14 protein-coding genes are annotated in these 16,384 nt (G+C 61.1%); 3 read left to right on the plus strand and 11 right to left on the minus strand.

Annotation, left to right across the window (positions count from 1 at the left end; translation table 11 throughout):
* Window positions 1-19 precede the first annotated feature (19 nt).
* The 4 genes from EA795_RS04735 to EA795_RS04755 all read right to left on the minus strand — a co-directional run bounded on the left by EA795_RS04735 (window position 20) and on the right by EA795_RS04755 (window position 5,689).
* Complete coding sequence (locus EA795_RS04735; protein WP_122075839.1) at window positions 20-1,888, minus strand: polysaccharide deacetylase family protein; 1,869 nt, start codon at window positions 1,886-1,888, stop codon at window positions 20-22.
* Between the two features lie 504 nt (window positions 1,889-2,392).
* Window positions 2,393-3,814, minus strand: a complete 1,422-nt coding sequence (gene phrB / locus EA795_RS04745) for a deoxyribodipyrimidine photo-lyase (RefSeq protein ID WP_122075843.1) — start codon at window positions 3,812-3,814, stop codon at window positions 2,393-2,395.
* A 10-nt stretch (window positions 3,815-3,824) separates the two neighbouring features.
* Window positions 3,825-4,733, minus strand: a complete 909-nt coding sequence (locus tag EA795_RS04750; protein ID WP_122075845.1) for a MerR family transcriptional regulator — start codon at window positions 4,731-4,733, stop codon at window positions 3,825-3,827.
* Window positions 4,730-5,689: a YbgA family protein gene (locus EA795_RS04755; protein WP_122075847.1), complete on the minus strand. Its 960-nt coding sequence runs from the start codon at window positions 5,687-5,689 to the stop codon at window positions 4,730-4,732. The genes EA795_RS04750 and EA795_RS04755 overlap by 4 nt, the downstream gene beginning before the upstream one ends.
* A gap of 240 nt (window positions 5,690-5,929) precedes the next feature.
* On the opposite strand from EA795_RS04755, the gene EA795_RS04760 reads away from it, so the two are divergent.
* Entirely contained in the window at window positions 5,930-6,688 is a 759-nt protein-coding gene (locus EA795_RS04760; protein WP_205891470.1) for an EAL domain-containing protein, read from the plus strand.
* A gap of 62 nt (window positions 6,689-6,750) precedes the next feature.
* Here the strand turns inward: EA795_RS04760 and EA795_RS04765 are convergent, their stop codons facing one another.
* The 3 genes from EA795_RS04765 to EA795_RS04775 all read right to left on the minus strand — a co-directional run bounded on the left by EA795_RS04765 (window position 6,751) and on the right by EA795_RS04775 (window position 10,106).
* Entirely contained in the window at window positions 6,751-7,665 is a 915-nt protein-coding gene (locus EA795_RS04765) for a TIGR01777 family oxidoreductase (protein ID WP_122075851.1), read from the minus strand.
* 149 nt (window positions 7,666-7,814) lie between these two features.
* On the minus strand, window positions 7,815-9,143 hold the full coding sequence (locus EA795_RS21495; RefSeq protein ID WP_122075853.1) for a methyl-accepting chemotaxis protein: 1,329 nt from the start codon (window positions 9,141-9,143) through the stop codon (window positions 7,815-7,817).
* Between the two features lie 510 nt (window positions 9,144-9,653).
* The gene (locus EA795_RS04775) at window positions 9,654-10,106 is read right to left on the minus strand and encodes a PAS domain-containing protein (protein WP_122075855.1); all 453 of its coding nucleotides are present in this window, start codon (window positions 10,104-10,106) and stop codon (window positions 9,654-9,656) included.
* A 162-nt stretch (window positions 10,107-10,268) separates the two neighbouring features.
* Here EA795_RS04775 and EA795_RS04780 point away from each other — a divergent pair, with 162 nt between their 5' ends.
* On the plus strand, window positions 10,269-11,243 hold the full coding sequence (locus EA795_RS04780; RefSeq protein WP_122075857.1) for a MerR family transcriptional regulator: 975 nt from the start codon (window positions 10,269-10,271) through the stop codon (window positions 11,241-11,243).
* A 170-nt stretch (window positions 11,244-11,413) separates the two neighbouring features.
* On the opposite strand, the gene EA795_RS04785 is transcribed toward EA795_RS04780, so the two are convergent.
* The 3 genes from EA795_RS04785 to EA795_RS04800 form a co-directional block, all read right to left on the minus strand.
* The gene (locus tag EA795_RS04785; RefSeq protein WP_122075859.1) at window positions 11,414-11,722 is read right to left on the minus strand and encodes a DUF736 domain-containing protein; all 309 of its coding nucleotides are present in this window, start codon (window positions 11,720-11,722) and stop codon (window positions 11,414-11,416) included.
* A 1,188-nt stretch (window positions 11,723-12,910) separates the two neighbouring features.
* Window positions 12,911-13,135: a DUF2188 domain-containing protein gene (locus EA795_RS04795; RefSeq protein ID WP_122075863.1), complete on the minus strand. Its 225-nt coding sequence runs from the start codon at window positions 13,133-13,135 to the stop codon at window positions 12,911-12,913.
* A 538-nt stretch (window positions 13,136-13,673) separates the two neighbouring features.
* Complete coding sequence (locus tag EA795_RS04800; RefSeq protein WP_122076040.1) at window positions 13,674-14,567, minus strand: LysR family transcriptional regulator; 894 nt, start codon at window positions 14,565-14,567, stop codon at window positions 13,674-13,676.
* A gap of 92 nt (window positions 14,568-14,659) precedes the next feature.
* Between EA795_RS04800 and EA795_RS04805 the strand changes: the two genes are divergently transcribed.
* Window positions 14,660-15,409 carry a sulfite exporter TauE/SafE family protein gene (locus EA795_RS04805; protein ID WP_122075865.1) on the plus strand — a complete coding sequence of 250 codons (750 nt, stop codon included), beginning with the start codon at window positions 14,660-14,662 and terminating at the stop codon, window positions 15,407-15,409.
* A 36-nt stretch (window positions 15,410-15,445) separates the two neighbouring features.
* Here the strand turns inward: EA795_RS04805 and EA795_RS04810 are convergent, their stop codons facing one another.
* Entirely contained in the window at window positions 15,446-16,351 is a 906-nt protein-coding gene (locus EA795_RS04810; protein ID WP_122075867.1) for a LysR family transcriptional regulator, read from the minus strand.
* Window positions 16,352-16,384: the final 33 nt, after the last annotated feature.

The following is a 16,384-nucleotide window of genomic DNA, read 5'->3' on the forward strand; positions in this document are numbered from 1 at the left end:
CGGTGCTCACAAGGATGTATTACGAGCGGTCCAGCTTGAGTACCAGCGTCCCGGCTGGGAGCTTATCAAGCAGCCACCGGTTATTTGAAAGCCGCTTCAGGCCCGCTTCGGCCGCTGGGCGCATCTCGGCCGGTAACTCAAGGACCAAGCCCTCCAGCGGGTCGGTGGCTGTAAGGCGCAACTCGAGCCTACCGCCTGTTCGTGACAGGTCGGCTTCCACCTGATCGCGCGCGACCCACCAGCTTCCGTACTGGCTGAGCGTCCCAAACCAGGCAAAAGGTTTCAGTGCTGGCAGTATCTGCTCCAGGAATCTGTACTTGTGGTCGATCTCATTGGGGTGGATGAGCATCACGTAGCTTCCGCCGTAACGGGCGAGCGTTCGGGCCAATGCCATCGCCTCGTCGACACGTTGATCCATCAGAGGTGGAAATTCGTCTTCAATGGCAATTGGAAACTCAAAGACGGTCGTTTCGCGGGAGTAAGAGCGCTGGGCGTTGGAACGAAACGGTAGATGAGTGGTGAGGTTGCCAGCCGTGGCGGAGCTTGAATAACGATAGCCTGCAGCCTCCATCGCCTCGGGCAGCCGCAGCGGGGTCGCCAGGTAGCCGGGGCGGAAAGATGCAACCGACACGCCGCCGAGCTGCTCCAGCAGGAAACGACTGACCCTGAGCTCGCCGAGTACTGTCGCGCCACGCGTATCGCCCCTTGCCTTGACGCGCGGCTGGTAGGCTGGAAAGCGCTCGCTTCCATCGCCAAGCGGCACCGAGGCATACATGTCCGAATGGCTGACCGAATGGCTCGCGATCTCCATGCCCGCATCGACGAGTGCGTCGACGGCGGCGAGCGTTCGGTCATTGAAAAAGCCCTCGTCCTGGAAGTCCCGGTAATATTTGGTCTGAAGGAAGAAGGTTGCCTGCACACCTTCACGCACCAGGAGATCCCGATAGGCGAGCAGGTTGTCCATCGATGCGACGTAATCCACGTCGAAGGTGATGACGGCTGCAAGTTCCCGTCCGTGGGGGACGGTACCGAGGGTAACGGCCAGTGGCTCATGCTCGTGGTACAGCGTCTTGAGCCAGCGAAGCCAAACGTCTACGGACGGCTCGTAACCGTTGGCATAGGCACGGTAGCTCTGGTCGTTCCGGTCGTTGTGTGCCCGCAGTATGAAAAAACCGAGATCGAATCCCAAGGCATAGGCGCTGCCACCCGCTTTGGTGGAGCCTCTCACCAAAGCGGCGGAACCATCCTCGAACCGGGCCAGCACCTGTTGCGCTCCGTCATATGTTTGGGTGCCGATCCAGCTCGAAGGCAAGTCGGGCTGGCCGAGCAGAACGGTGCGTTCGTGCGGATGGTCGATCCAGTCAACGCCTGGTGCCTCCTCGAACGTGATGCTGTGGTGGGCCCGCGACTCGGTAACCGAGGCAAAGCCGAACAGATCCTGGAGTCCGCCACCAAGTACCTGTGTTGCGATAAGCGTTCCGCCTGCCTCGACGTGACGACGAAGTGCCATCCGCCCCTCCTCGTCGAGGGTTCGGCCCGAGAGCAGGGGATAGGCCAGTATCATTTCATGGCGAGTGGCCTCGGCTACGTCCCGAGTGATTCGAAACGGCACGCCGATGCTCTTGAGGCCGTGCGCCAGTCCGAGCCACGCGGAGTTCTCGTCCGTGAGGAGGACCGCAAGGCGCGAGGTCCCGCCTTCGGCATGAAGCGCCCAACCGGTGGGCGGCTGCTCGACGACGGGACTTGCCTCGGTCGGTCCATTGAGCACATCAAGGCGGTCGAAGGTGTTGCGCTCCTTGAATGCCGTCACGGTGAAGCCGATTAGGCCGGCAAGGGCAAGAGTGGCCATCAGGCGTGCCAGGAAGGCAGGTTTATTCAAGAACGGCACGAAGAGGCCTCGTCATACAAAATTGCCTATGTCGGAACGGTGCGGTCGCCCGCAGATCCTCTATAAATGGCGCTACCCAATCCAGGTGCGGCAAATCGCTAACGCGTGAGCGATCTTAGCCATACGGTCACCCACCCACCAGAAGTAGGCTAAGCCCTCCTTGCCTCTGGCAAGCTGAACGCGCCAGAAATCCATTCAGAACGCGGCGCTTCTTCAGCACCGGAGATCTGTCGGCCATGTCCGAACGGCGAAATCACGGGTGTTCACAAGACTGCGCGCACCTCCCGCGCACCCGGGCATGTCGAGAGCGCTGCCTATCAGCAGGCTGTGCCCGTGACTTGCTGGCAGGGTCGCTGGCGTGGGCGTACGGCTGGGCGATGGAGCGCCTTGGGCAGTGGATTGCAGACCTGCATGTCGTTGCTGAAAAGCCGTTCGATCCGATACGGATTGCGGCGTCGCCAGGCAAAATCATCGATGAAGCAGGGGAGGTCGGTCATCTCGCAGCTAGGGGGATTGCAGGTTCTTGAAAGCGTTCAGCGCCCGATGACGGCTGGCGGCAAGATCGACCATCGGCGGGGGATAGTTCCCCACGGCTAACAGGCCATCGGCGCCAGGGTCATGGATCTGGCGGTTGTTCAACTGATCGAGCTCCGGCAGCCAGCGGCGGATGAAACGGCCCTGGGGGTCGAAGCGCTGCGACTGGCTGATGGGGTTGAACAGGCGAAAGTAAGGCGCTGCATCGGTGCCGGTGGAGGCGCTCCATTGCCAGCCGCCGTTGTTTGCCCCCAATTCGCCATCGATCAGGTGGCGCATGAAGAAGCGCTCGCCCTCGCGCCAGTCGATCAGCAGGTTCTTGGCCAGGAACATCGCCACTACCATCCGCAGGCGGTTGTGCATCCAGCCGGTGGCCAGCAACTGGCGCATGGCGGCATCGATCAGCGGAAAGCCGGTACGTCCCTGTTGCCAGGCGGCCAGCTCTTGCGGAGCGTGGCGCCAGGGCAGCATCTCGGTATGCGCACGAAAGGCCCGGTGCCGCGATACCTGCGGGTAACCGACCAGGATGTGCGTATAGAACTCACGCCAGAGCAATTCGTTGATCCAGGTGATGGCGCCGCTGCTGCCGGTTTCGAATTCGCCGTGGTTGCTGTTTAGCGCAACGTGCAGGCATTGCCTGGGCGATATCACTCCAGCGGCCAGGTACGCCGAGAGCTGGCTGGTACCAGGCTGGGCGGGTAGGTCGCGCTGGCGATCGTAGTCGTCCAGTTGCTCATCGGCAAAGCGTTGCAGCCGTTCCAATGCGGCCACCTCACCTGCGGGCCACAGCGCCTGCAATGCGGCGTCCGGGGTAGCGAATCCGGCCAGTTGCACAGGGATCGGGTCGCTAACGATGGCGAGCGGGGCTTGCATCCGGGGAAGCCCCACGCATAGGGGCAGCGCGGTATGCAGGCGTTCATGACAGGCCTTGCGGAACTGGCTGAAGACCTTGAAATAACCGCCCGAGCGGGTGAGGACGCTGCCCGGCTGAAACAGCAGGCGGTCCGTATGGCTGTGAAAGCCAACGCCCATGCGGTCCAGTTGGCTCGCCACGTCATGGTCACGTCGGGCTTCATTCAGGCCGTATTCCCCGTTGACATGCACACTGTCTATGGCCTGTTCCCGGCACAGGCCGTCCAGTACCGCAGGCGCGTCGCGCCAGTGTTCCGCATGGCGGATCAGCAGCGGGACGTTCAACTGGCGCAGCTCGGCCGCCAGCTCCGGCAGGTTGCGCAGCCAGAAATCGATCTTGCAGGGCGCATCGTCGTGGGCGAGCCACTGGCCGGGGCTGAGCATAAATACGGCCAGGGTAGGGCCGGCCTGCATGGCCGCGGTCAATGCGGTGTTGTCCTGTACCCGCAGGTCCGTACGAAACCAGATTAACTGGCGCATGTGAGGCTCCTCATGGGCCGTCCAGCACGCCGAGCTGCCGCAGGCAGTGCAGGGCGGCGAGCGGGTTGCTGGCAAGGTGCAGGTTGGGTAGCACAACCCGCTCCTCGGGGCGGATGCTGACCGCATGGCCGCACAGTAGCTGCGGGCAGTCGACTGCGTCGAACAGGCGCCCAAGATAGCCGGGTTCAAGCGTCTCATTACCATACAGCAGCACGGCACGGGGGCCGATCCGGCTTATGGCCAGGGACAGGTCTGCCACCGGAATGGACCAGTCGATTACGCGCACCGGGCATCCGGTATTGCTCGCCAGCCAGGCGCACAACCACAGGCCAGGCTCCATTACGTGGTCCGAAAGGTTCAGCGTCAGCAGCGGTGGGCCATTCAGCAGGCGATTGCTGTGGTATACCCTGGTACCAAGATTGATTCTCAGCCAGGGGAGGAAGAAGACCTGCTCCAGGCGCCTTCTGATCGGGCCGCTCCAGCGCAACTGCAGTTGCTCAAGGACGGGCCACAGCAGGTGCCGACAGAGGGTTTCGGCGGAGTAGAGCGCGATGGCCTGGTTGAAATAGTCATCCAATGCGCGTTCATTGAACTCTTCGATGCGGCTCAGCCACAGTTGCTGCTGCTCGACCCATGACGCGCCGGTCGGTTCGGCGGCCTGCTGCGGGCCCTGCAACAGGCCGCTCACCTGGCTGATGTTCACGCCCTGTTCCAGCCAGACAAGTATCTGACGAATCCGGATAATCTGCTCTGCGTCATACAGCCGAAGCCCCCTGGTGGTTCGCTGCGGCTGGATCAGCCCGAAGCGGCGCTCCCACCCCCGCAATGTTGCCGGGTTGACGCCTGTCTGATGCGCCACTTCACATATCGGCAGCAGGCCCTCAGGCAACTGGGTGCCGCTGCGGGCTTGGGGACTCATAGGGCGTTACGCAGGCCGAGCTTTTCCGGATGCGGCTGCAGGTAGGCCTGTTGCTCGATGTAGGCATCCGGGTGACGGCGAAAGTGGTGCTTGATCAGGGTCAGCGGTACCACCAGCGGCACGATGCCCAGGCGGTACTGTTCGATCAGGTGTTGCAGCTCCTGCCTCTCCGAAGAGCTCAGCACATGTTTCAGATAGCCCGAAATGTGCTGCAGCACATTGCTATGGCTGCCACGGCTGGCCGGTTGCTTGAGGGCGGTCATCAGTTGGCTGAAGTACCAGGGCGCAAATTGTTGCAGAGGGGTGTCGGCACTCTGCGCCACCGCTCGTCCCAACAATTGGTAATGCACGCGGCTGGTCGCCATCAGCTGGTACTTGTAGCGCGCGTGGAACGCCATCAGCGCGCTGCGAGTCAGCCCGGCCTGTAGCAACCGCTGCCATTCGGCATAGACGAAAATGCGGGTGATGAAGTTTTCGCGCAGCACCGGATCATTCAGACGCCCGTCTTCCTCCACCGGGAGATCAGGGCGTTCGCGCATCAAGGCCGCGGCGAACAGGCCGCGCCCGCCACCTTCGGCGGGATGGCCATCGTCCTGGTAGACCTTGACTCGCTCCATCCCGCAGGACGGCGACTTCTGCATCAGGATATAGCCGCAGATATCGTGCAGCTTCGCAGCGGCTTGTTGGCCATAGGCGCTCAGGGCCTCGCTTACGTCCAGTTCACGGTTGACAGTACCCTTCGCGCGTGGGCTTTGCGGATCTCCTACCAGGCGAATCGGCGGTCGCGGGGTGCCCAGGCCTATGGCCTGTTCCGGGCACAGGGCGATGAACTCGAAATGCTGCGACAGTACTTCCATGCACAGCTGCGAGGCCTTGTGGCCACCATTGAAGCGCACGGGCCTGCCCAGCAGACAGGCGCTGATGCCGATCTTGATGGTGCCTGTGGTAGCGGCCATGGAAACCTCGACGTTACTTGTACGGACTGAGCGACTTGTACAGTTTAGTCCAGAATATAATCTATATTGTACAAGTCAACCGATTTGTATAGCTTTCCTGGCAGACAGACACAGGCACGCAATCAGCTGGGCCGGTTAGGCTGAGCGGGGTAGCCGTTGCGTTCCCCGTAACGAGATAGCCAGAACAGATACCGGCATCCCCGAACAGTGAATTTTGGCTTCTAATTGGATATTCCCGGCATGAGCGAACAAACCCCAATTCCCCCCTGTTCCTGCTGTCAAGACGGGCAGGCACTGGGATTCGACTTCAGTATGGCGTTTCAGCCTATAGTCGATCTGCGGGACAACAGCCTGTATGCCTACGAGGCACTGGTACGGGGCACCGACGGCAGCGGTGCGGCGAGCATCCTTGGCCGCGTCAACGAGCAGAACCGTTACGCTTTTGATCAGGCTTGCCGGGTCAAGGCAGTGGAGTTGGCGGCTCGTTTGCAGATGCCCTGTATGTTGAGCATCAACTTTCTACCGAATGCGGTGTATCAGGCCGCCACCTGCATCCGCGCCACCCTGCAAGCGGCGCGACGCGTTGATTTTCCTACCGAACGGATCATTTTTGAAATCACCGAAAAGGAAGAGCTGGTCGACAAGGAGCATCTCAGGGGCATCATCCACGAGTATCAGCGACAGCACTTCAAGACCGCCATTGACGACTTCGGCGCCGGCTATTCCGGGCTCAACCTGTTGGCCGAGTTCCAGCCGGATATCATCAAGCTGGACATGGCGCTGGTGCGTAGCATCGACACCGACCCGGTGCGCCAGGCCATTGTTCAGGGCATTCTCGGGGTATGTCGTGTGCTGAACATCGAAGTGATTGCCGAAGGTATTGAAACGCCGGGCGAGCTTCGTCAGCTGCTGGGGCTGGGCATTTATCTGTTCCAGGGTTATCTGTTCGCCCGCCCGGCATTCGAGGCACTGCCGGAAGTGAACTGGCCGGCGGGCTGACGCCGCAGGCGCGGCATCGGCTGGTTCAGCTGTTGTTGTCTGCCGCGCTGGGCAAGCCATGCTCAGCGCTCAGCATTGTTGCCCACCAGCAGATCGGCCAAAGCCACTGACAGCTCAGCGAAACAAAACTCGAAGCCCTCGGTTTGCAGCCGTTCGGGCAGCACATGCTGGCCACCCAGCAACAGCCCGGACATTTCGCCAAAACCGACGCGCAGCACTGCGGCCGGCAGCGGCAGCGGGGCAGGCCTGTGCAGTGTCTGCGCCAGACAACGGGTGAACTCGGCGTTGCGTACGGGATGCGGCGAGCAGGCGTTATAGGGGCCGCTGGCAGAGGGGTGGCGCAAGAGGAAATCCACCAGCGCGACCTGATCATGCAGATGAATCCAGGGCATCCACTGTCGTCCGGAGCCGATCCGCCCTCCCAGGCCCAGGCGAAAGGGCGGTAAAAGCCGGGCAAGAAAGCCGCCATTGCGGGCCAGCACCAGCCCGGTACGAACCAGCACGACACGCATGCCCAGCTCCTGGGCACGCTGGGCGCTCTCTTCCCAGACGATGCATAGCTGGCTGGCGAAATCGCTGGATTGCGGTGCGTCAGTCTCGTGCAGCAGGCGCTCGCCGCCATCCCCATACCAGCCTACGGCAGAGCCGGAGATCAGCACGGGCGGGCGCCTGGACAGCCCGGCCAGCCACTCGACCAGACGTTCGGTCAGGTGGATGCGGCTGTCCCACAGCAAGGCCTTGCGGCGGCGAGTCCAGCGGCGCTCGGCGATGGGCGCACCGGCCAGATTGATCACGGCATGCAGCTCGATATCACCCAACTCTTCCAGGCTGGCCACACCACGTACAGCCGCGCCGCACAGCCGCGGCACCTGTTCCGGCCGCCGGCTCCAGACCAGCAGTTCATGCCCCTCCTGCAGCCACCGGCGACAGAGTGCACGGCCAATCAGCCCTGTCCCACCGCTCAATAGAATCCGCATACATCCTCCTGCGTGGTGATTCGTTCGGGTCCAGTGCAGATTTTTTCGCATGATGACCGCGGCGCTATCCGATGCTGGGATACCTGCTAGTGAAGCCTATTTTCGTCCGGACGCTGCCTGAGCGTTTCGCCCTGCTGGTCAAGGCGCTGTCAGCGGTGACGGTCCATGGTTTGGGTGAACTGACCAATGACTTCCACGACCTGCTGGGCAGCGTGCTGGATGTCGAAGATGACCGTTCCGGCCTGGTTGGCAAGGCTTACTCCCTGTTCTGCCTTGAGCGTGCTGGACTGCATGCTGCCTGCCGCCTCACTGGCCAGTTCGCGATTCTTGCCGACCACCTCGGTAATGGCGACGGTTGCCTGGCTGGTCCGCCGGGCCAGGTTGCGCACCTCGTCGGCAACTACCGCAAAGCCGCGACCCTGCTCGCCGGCTCGGGCCGCTTCAATGGCTGCATTGAGTGCAAGCAGGTTGGTCTGTTCGGCGATGCCGCGAATCGCATCGACGATGCTGCCAATCTCTTCGGACTGGGCGCTCAATGCCCCGATACCCTGAGCCACCTGTTGCAGCTCATCGGCGATGCTTTGCACCACGCTGACCGTCTGCTTTACCACCGCAGCGCCCTGACGAGCGTGTTCGTCAGTCTTTCGTGAAGTGTCAAAAGCCAGTTGCGCCGCCCTGGTTTCGGCTTCGCGCTGCTCGACCTGCAGGGTGATGTCGGTGGCGAATTTGACCACACCATACAGCTTGCCCTGGGTGTCGTAGAGCGGATTGTAAGTGGCTTGTAGCCAGACCTCTGAACCCTGTTTGTTTAGCCGCTTGAACAGGCCCGAACTGAACTCGCCGCGGTTCAGGCCCGCCCAGAAGTGGCGATAGGCTTCACTTTGTACTTCCTCGGGCTGGCAGAACAGACGATGGTGTTTGCCGCGAATATCTTCCAGACGATAGCCCATCACTTGCAGGAAATTGGAGTTGGCATTGACGACCTCACCGCGCAGATCAAACTCGATAACGGCCATGGAGCGGTCGACCGCCAGCATGAAACTGGCGTCGGCCTGTGCACGCAAGGTCTGCTCGGTAATGTCGGTCGCCAGCTCGATAACACGCTGCACGTTGCCGCTGGCGTCACGTACCGGAATATAGCTGGCCTGTAGCCAGATCTGTCGTCCGTCCCGGCCTTGCCGCAGCACCCGCTCACTGACGCTGCGGCCAAGCCGGAGCGCCTGCCAGAACTCAGTGTACTGGCGGCTGCGCGCATGGGTGGGGTCACAGAGCACCTGATGATGCTGGCCGCGAATCTGATCCAGGGTATATCCCAGGAGTGTCAGAGACAGTGGGTTGGCATTCAGCACCAGACCCTCCGGACTAAATTCAACGACCGCCATTGCACCACGCAGAGCGCCATGCTCGTCCTCGAAAACCGCCCGCTGCGCCTGGCACTCGCGCAGGGTGTCGTTGAATGTGCGGGTGCGCATAAACATGCGTCGTACTCCGAAAGGTGGGCTGCTGTGTGCGTAATCAACTGACCGAAACCGGCAGGATCCTGTGCGTCGCAGAAGCTGTAACAGTCGTCGCTCGGTTGTGTGCAACGTTCTTCTGTACAGCTTTCTCCGATAGGCACAGCCTGGATTGCAATGACTGGATGGCAAAAAGCCAGCCTTCCCGCTGGCAGCTGGAGATTACCTTGAAATTAAATGCTGTACAAGAAGTAAAATTAGTATAGATTTTAAGGGGCTGTACAAAAAATTTGCCGCCCGTGTGTCAGGCTTCCTTTGCCTACAGGCATCCGCGGACATGCGGCTCGAGCCCGCCGAGGCTCGGCCGGAGGAAGAATCAGACAGAAATAAGATGCAGCAGGTGCTTATTGCTGGTTGCAGCGAAACCCTGGCAGGGCACGCTGATTGTGGCTGCGAGCGGATCTGCTCGTGGGGGAACTGAAAAGGCTGTCAATGTTGCCGGCGACCGGATTGAGCCAGGCCCGTCAGTTGTCGTCAGGCCTTGTCTTGCAGCTGAGCCAGTTGGCTCTTCAACAGGGCGACTTCCGCTTCCAGTTCTCGAACCCGCTCGGTGGCCTGGACTTCGACACTGACGTCCTTCTGGATACCGATGAAGTAGGTGAGCTGATCGGCTTCGTTGAAGACAGGTGTAATGGACAGCTCATTCCAGAAGGCGCTGCCATCCTGGCGATAATTGCGGATGATCTGGCGACAGGGTTGCAGGTTCCGGACCGCCTCGCGGATTGCCGTCAGGCCGGGTTGCTCCCGGTCGTCGCCCTGTAGGAAACGACAGTCCTGATAGAGGATGTCATCCACCGCGTAGCCGGTCAGGCGCTGGAAGGCGGGATTGGCGTAGATCAGAATATTGTCGTCACCTTCCTGCTCGGCGACCACAATGCCGTCGTTCGATGCTTCAACTACCAGTTGCAGCAGTTTTGCGTTGATCATGCTCTGACTCTCGATACAGATTACGGCATTCTAGATCAGCTTGATCCAATAGTGCTTCGTTGCCAGGCATGTTGGCGGTTTTTTGGTTCGAGGCAAGACATGCTACGTTCTACAAATATTGCCGCCTGTACAATGTCCCCCATGCATCAGGGTTGACCCTTCATGACCGAGCGACCTGAGTCTCTCTCCATCGCCCCCGAGCACTCCGCCAACCCGGAGCTGCTGCCCATCCGCGACGTTGTGCGTCTGACCGGGGTTAATCCTGTCACGTTGCGTGCTTGGGAGCGGCGCTATGGGCTGATTCAGCCGCTGCGGACCGAAGGAGGGCATCGGCTCTACTCGCTGGACGACGTGGCGACCATTCGTGACATCTCGTCCTGGACCGAGCGAGGGGTGGCGGTGAGCAAGGTTGGGACGCTCTTGGAGCGTAGTCGACCCACCCAGAACGATTCCAGTCTTCGGGTTGCAGACACTTCGGTAAGTGTGGTCGATTTTTCAGAAGCGTCGGAGTGGCTTGAGTGGCAGAGGAGTATTCGTCAGGCGCTTGCGGCGTTCGATGAGGATGGTCTGGAACAGCTATACGGTCAGATTTTCTCGACCTATCCGACCTCGCAGGTGTTCGGCCAGGTGCTCCTGCCCCTGTGGCACGAGCTGCGGCATCAGACCGGCTTCGGTCAGCTGAGTCAGTGGCTGTTCTATGACGCCTTTCTCCGTGCGCGCGTGCTGCAGCGCCTGCAGTTTGTCAGGCGAGGTGCACGTCAGTGTGTGCTGCTTGCCGCGCTGCCCGATCAATGTCGCGAGCTGGAGCTGCTGGTCACGGGCTTGCTGCTCAGTGGTGACCATGGCGCGATAAGGGTTTTGCCGCTAGGTCAGCCGCTCGCTGAGATGCCGCTGCTATGTCAGGCAATCCAGCCCCGGGCGCTGGTGTTTTTTGCACCGGCTCCGCCCTCGCCACCCCTTCTGGGCCAATTGAACAAGCTGGCATTGGCCATTGACTGCCCCATGGCGCTTGCCGGGAGGGGCGCAGAGCTGGTCGCCGCGAAGCTTAAGGACACTCCCGTTGCCAATTTGGGCGACGAGCCGCGGCTAATGCTGTCCAGGCTGATGCAGTTCTTGGCGGGACATCTGGACACTTGATGTCCGTTAAAGAGAGTTTGAGTCCAGGTGATCTTCCTCAAAGATTGAAGCTCGTCTCAGCGGGCAACGCCTGGGTTGATCCCGTTGGCATAGCGGCAAGCTTGGCGGCAGCGCCATTTGAAGCCATGGCCCTTAAAGGTGCCCCGCCACAGGCGGGGCACCTTAGGCCGTCACTCGGCCTTGTTGCGACTCCAGAGCAGGACGTGTGTGCCGTCGTCGTTTTCCAGCAGCCGGGCATATACCGTCGCCGGGAACGCGGGGTCATCCAGGCTCACCGACAGGTAGGGGCGCTCGGCTTGGCTGAGCTTCTTCCAGGCGGCACCGATATCGTATCCGTCAGCGGCCAGGATGCGGTAGTCCGGTGCGTTGGGACTGCTCTTGTCGTTGGGAACGATGGCGACCTTGGTTTGAAGTGTCAGGGTACGCAGCGTGCCGGTGAAGCCATCGTCGAGGGTGGTAAAAGAGCCGATGTTGGCCATGGTGTGTCTCCTTTCGGATTCAAGGTCGCGCCCATCGCGTCCTTGTTGTGATCCGGTCGGTGGGAGAGGGCGCGCTGCACTGCTTGGCAGCCGGAACGCAGAGGAGGACCGCAGGCACTGAAGAATTTGCGGCGCGAGGAAGCCGCTCGCCGGCGGGGAAATTGTTCTGTGCAGCGGTTGCAGGCCCTGAGCCCGACTCCACCAGGATTCACGACGAGACAAGGACGCAGGGCTGACCGGCCGAACAGGAGACGGGGCCGGCTCGAAACTCCAGCCATACACTCCTGGCTTCAAGTGACATGCATGGCACTTGCCTGATCCAACGTCATTCCCGACCACCGAGCGAGATGAAGCCGTCATACGTCGTTCGGCATAGGATCATCGCGACCCGCGAGGGGCTCAACCAAGCGCAGCCAGTTGTGGCGTAGCACAAGAATGTGGTCCGGTTCACATGAGCAGACCGGGATGCAGGAGCAAACCTGAAGCCATGAAGGGGCTGTTGGTCAGCCGCTGAACCGCAACGGGTTAATCCACAGAATCTGTGGATAAGCTGGTGGATATCGTCCGTGATGGCACTTCGAGGCTAGAGCCACCGGAGGCTCGGGGCAGCTGATTGAATTTCGTCCAAGCCTGCGTTTTTGTCTTTTAATTCAATAGCTTGATTTTTGTAGGGCAACGGGCAACGGGCAACTGAAACCAGGCCCTTCGCAGGTACCTCCAGCGAGGGGAGCGGCTGAATCAGTCAGCCGGGAACGTTGGCGCTACAGCCATTCAGGCTGCGGCGCCAACCTGTCGGCACATGTCCGCGATGATCACCTTGGTGATTGCCCATAGGCAGCGCAGTTCGCCGCCAAGCGTCGGTCGAAGTTCCGGGCGTTGGCTGCCAAGTTCACGGTGTGCCCGCTCTGTTTCGTCATAAGGGCAAGCGCCTCTTTCATGACGCTTGTGCGCAGGCGATCGACCATTGCACTCTGCGGTAAGACGGATACCAACTGTTCCATCACCTGGAACAGCTTGCTCCATTGCACCTATTCCTCGCCGCGCTCGACCCTTGCCCAGAAGTATCCTCAAGATCGTGAGGGTTTCGATCAGAAGAATAGCCGAAACAAGCCATTCCTCACGATCAGGAGGTTTTGGGCTTGCGGACTTCACTTGTGAAAACCGCTGTTGCGGAAACGGGAGGGTGCTTCAACCTTGGCTTTTGCGGGGATCAGCCTTCCTAGGATAGGTGCGCTCTTCCTGAATGGTGCCGTCCTTCTTGTGGATCTTGACCGAGGCGGTATTGCCGTCCAGGAACATGGCCGTATCGCGAAGCAACTCGTCCTTGGTGGCGGCTTGTTTGGAGGCCCTGCTGGCGCCTTCCTTGCGAAGCTCCCAGCCCTTATCGGTTGCCGAAATGTGATAGTTGTCCATCGCTTGTACTCCGCCGTGGTTTCGGTATCCGGTAGAGCTGCAATTGATACGGGGGGTTCGGTTTCCTGTGTCGAGGCGCTGACAAGCGGAACCGCAGGAACATCCGCGGCGATCAGGATGTCAGGGGCGGAATGGGTGTAGTCTGATCCAAGGGCGTACCTCAATATCGGTACGGACATACTTTTTACTGGAAGAGGAAAATCGAGGCGTACGCTTCGCTTAAACCGACGCGCATGCAAGTAGAGTCGTCTAAAGGACAGGCGGCAAGCCAGCAGTGAATTATGTGTACATAAAACGGTACATAAGCCAGGATTTCTCAGTGATTCTTCATTGAAAATCAATGAGATATGCTATTCGTTCGAGTCTCTCCGTCCGCACCATGTGACAAGCCGAAAGCCCCGGATTCCGGGGCTTTCGCGTTTCTGGGGCAGGGCAGAGCACAAGAGTGCTCCCGGTTGCCCGAGTCAATCTCACATCCTTGATTCTTCCTGAGACAGGAAAAGTGCGCCTACCTATATGGATGGGCGCGAACGGCCCTTCATGGTCCGGTTCTCGCGCCCAGGTGGACGAGCAGGCTCTGCATCGGCGAAGACAGTGTTTCCCAGTCGCGGAAGCACAGACAGAGATGACGATGCGCCCAGTCGTCGGCCAGGGCAATCGTTCGGTAGCCGTGCCGTCGCCGATAGCGGCTGGCAACGCACTGCGGCACGATGCCCAGGCCAACGCCGTGCGCCACCATTTCACACAGCCCTTCGAAGGTTTTCATGCGAATGCGCAGCGTCAGCGAGCGGCCGGCGGCGCGTGCATGTTCTTCAATGTGATCCTGCAGCGCGCTACCGGCAGCCAGGCCGACGAAGGACTCGTCGAGAACCTCGGCGAAATGCACCTTGCTGCGGTGTGCGAGAGGGTGCCCGGCGGGTGCTATCAGGGCCAAACGGTCCTTTGCGACAGGCTGCAGCTGCAGGCCGTGCGCATCGATCGCGTCGGAGACGATTCCGGCCTCGGTCAGGCCGGCGGCAACGGTTCGCACGATGTCCGAACTGGTGCGCTCCTTCAGTTCGACATGCAGGCGCGGCCGATCGGCAAGCCAGGGGGCGAGCCTGGACGGCAAGAATTCCGTCAGCGCGGCCGTGTTGGTATAGAGATGAAGGGTACCGCGCGTGCCCGTGGCGAAATCCTGCAACTCGCCCTTGAGCAGTGCCTGCTGACGCAGCATCAGGCGTGCATGGTGGGCCAGCGCTTCCCCGGCCTCGGTGGTAATAACGCCGCGGGGGTGACGCTCCAGAAGCGCTATGCCCGCATCCGCTTCGATGCTGCGCAGGCGTGCGCTGACCGAGGCCAGCGCCAGGTTGGCGCGCGCAGCACCCTGGGTGATGCTGCCGGCATCCGCGACGCAGAGAAACAGATGAAGATCCGCGAGATCGAGCCGCATGCTGCCATCCTGCATTCTTCCTTCGGATGATCCGAAGGGATGAGTGTTGAATCCGCATTGTGCCCGGGAGCCATCCGGGCTCCAATACGGTCATGTTCGAATCCAGTCATTTCTTCTTTTCGTTGCTGATCCTGACGTTCCTGGCCGCCGGGCTGGTCAAGGGTGTCACCGGGATGGGTCTGCCCACTGTGGCCATGGGACTGCTGAGCGTCGTGATGCCGCCGGCGGCCGCCGCGGCCATGCTGGTGATCCCCTCGTTCGTGACCAATGTCTGGCAATGGCTTGCCGGCCCCGATACGTCAGGTCTGTTGCGACGGTTGTGGCCGATGATGGCGAGCATCGTGCTGGGTACGGTAGCCGGCGCGGCACTGCTGGTGCGTGTCGACCCCTTGTGGTCGGGTCTGGCCCTTGGGATCGCGCTGCTGGTCTATGCGAGCTACGCACTGGTGTCGCCCGCGCTGTCGATTCCGGCACGCGTCGAGCCCTGGTTGTCGCCCATCGTCGGGCTCGTTACCGGTGCGGTCACGGGGGCTACCGGTGTCTTCGTGATGCCGGCCGTGCCCTATCTGCAGGCGTTGGGGCTGGACAAGGACGAACTGGTGCAGGCGCTGGGGTTGTCGTTCACGGTCTCTACCGTCGCGCTGGCCGCCGGCCTGCTGATGCACGGTGCATTCCGACTGGATCAGCTGGGCCTTTCGGCGCTGGTCATCGTGCCGGCGCTGGCCGGGATGTGGCTGGGGCAGAAGATCCGGGCGCGAATCAGCCCTCGGCGCTTCCGGCAATTCTTCCTGCTGTTCCTCGGGCTGCTGGGGCTGGAGCTGGTGTCGCGGCCTTTCTTCTGAGGCTGGCGCGGTGCAATCAGCATTGGCGACTGCGCCTCAGGCGATCTGCTCCATCAGGGCCTGGCGGAATGTCTGTGCAACCGGCCCAAGCGGCTCATCCAGACGGTGCGCCAGATAGGCTTCATATTCCACCTGACTGTTTCTGCCAAGATCGGTAACGCCAACACGCACCAGGCGACCTGTCTGGAGATCGTCCTGTATCTGCCATTCCGGCAGCCGGCCCCAGCCGAGGCCGGCTCGAATGAGGGCAAGTTTCGCGTCCTGCGTATTCACCCGGCAGGTATATGGCGAGAGGACTCCGAATGCTCGGCCTTCCGATAGCGGGGTGGGATCGGTCAACACAATCTGCTGATGACTGGCGAGATCCGGAAGCCCCAGCGGTGTGTTCTCGCCGAGTTGGGCGAGCGGGTGATCGGCATGCACCACGGCGATCTGCCGAACAGCGCCTATTGCCTCCTGTGAAATCCTGGCGCTGCGAAAATCATCACCCACCAGGATCGCGAGCGTGCAGCGCCTGTTGTCCAGCGCCGCAAGAGGGCCTCCCAGCGGTTGCGACTCCAGGCGAAAGGTGGTCGAAGGATATTTCGCACACGCCTTGGTGATCGCTTTAGCTACCGAGTCGATCGGAAACAGCGTGTCTGCCACCAGTGACAGCTCCAGCTCGACACCCGCGCCAAGTGCGCGAGCACGTGCACGCATGGCATCCGCCCTGAGAAGGATGTCGCGCGCATTGGCCAGTAATGCCTGCCCCTCCGGTGTCAGCACCGGGCGATAGCCGGAGCGGTCGAACAGTTGCAGACCCAGCTCAGCCTCCAGATTGGCAATCGCATGGCTGATCGCCGACTGCACGCGCAGCAGGCGCGCAGCGCCGGAACGGAAACTGCCGCTGTCGGCCACGGTGACGAACGTGCGGATCTGATCCAGCGTCAAACTATCCAGCATGATCTGCTCTGTAGATCGAGTCGTTCGATTTTT

Origin of the sequence: Stutzerimonas nitrititolerans (assembly GCF_003696285.1) — a bacterium.
Classification (GTDB): Bacteria; Pseudomonadota; Gammaproteobacteria; order Pseudomonadales; family Pseudomonadaceae; genus Stutzerimonas; species Stutzerimonas nitrititolerans.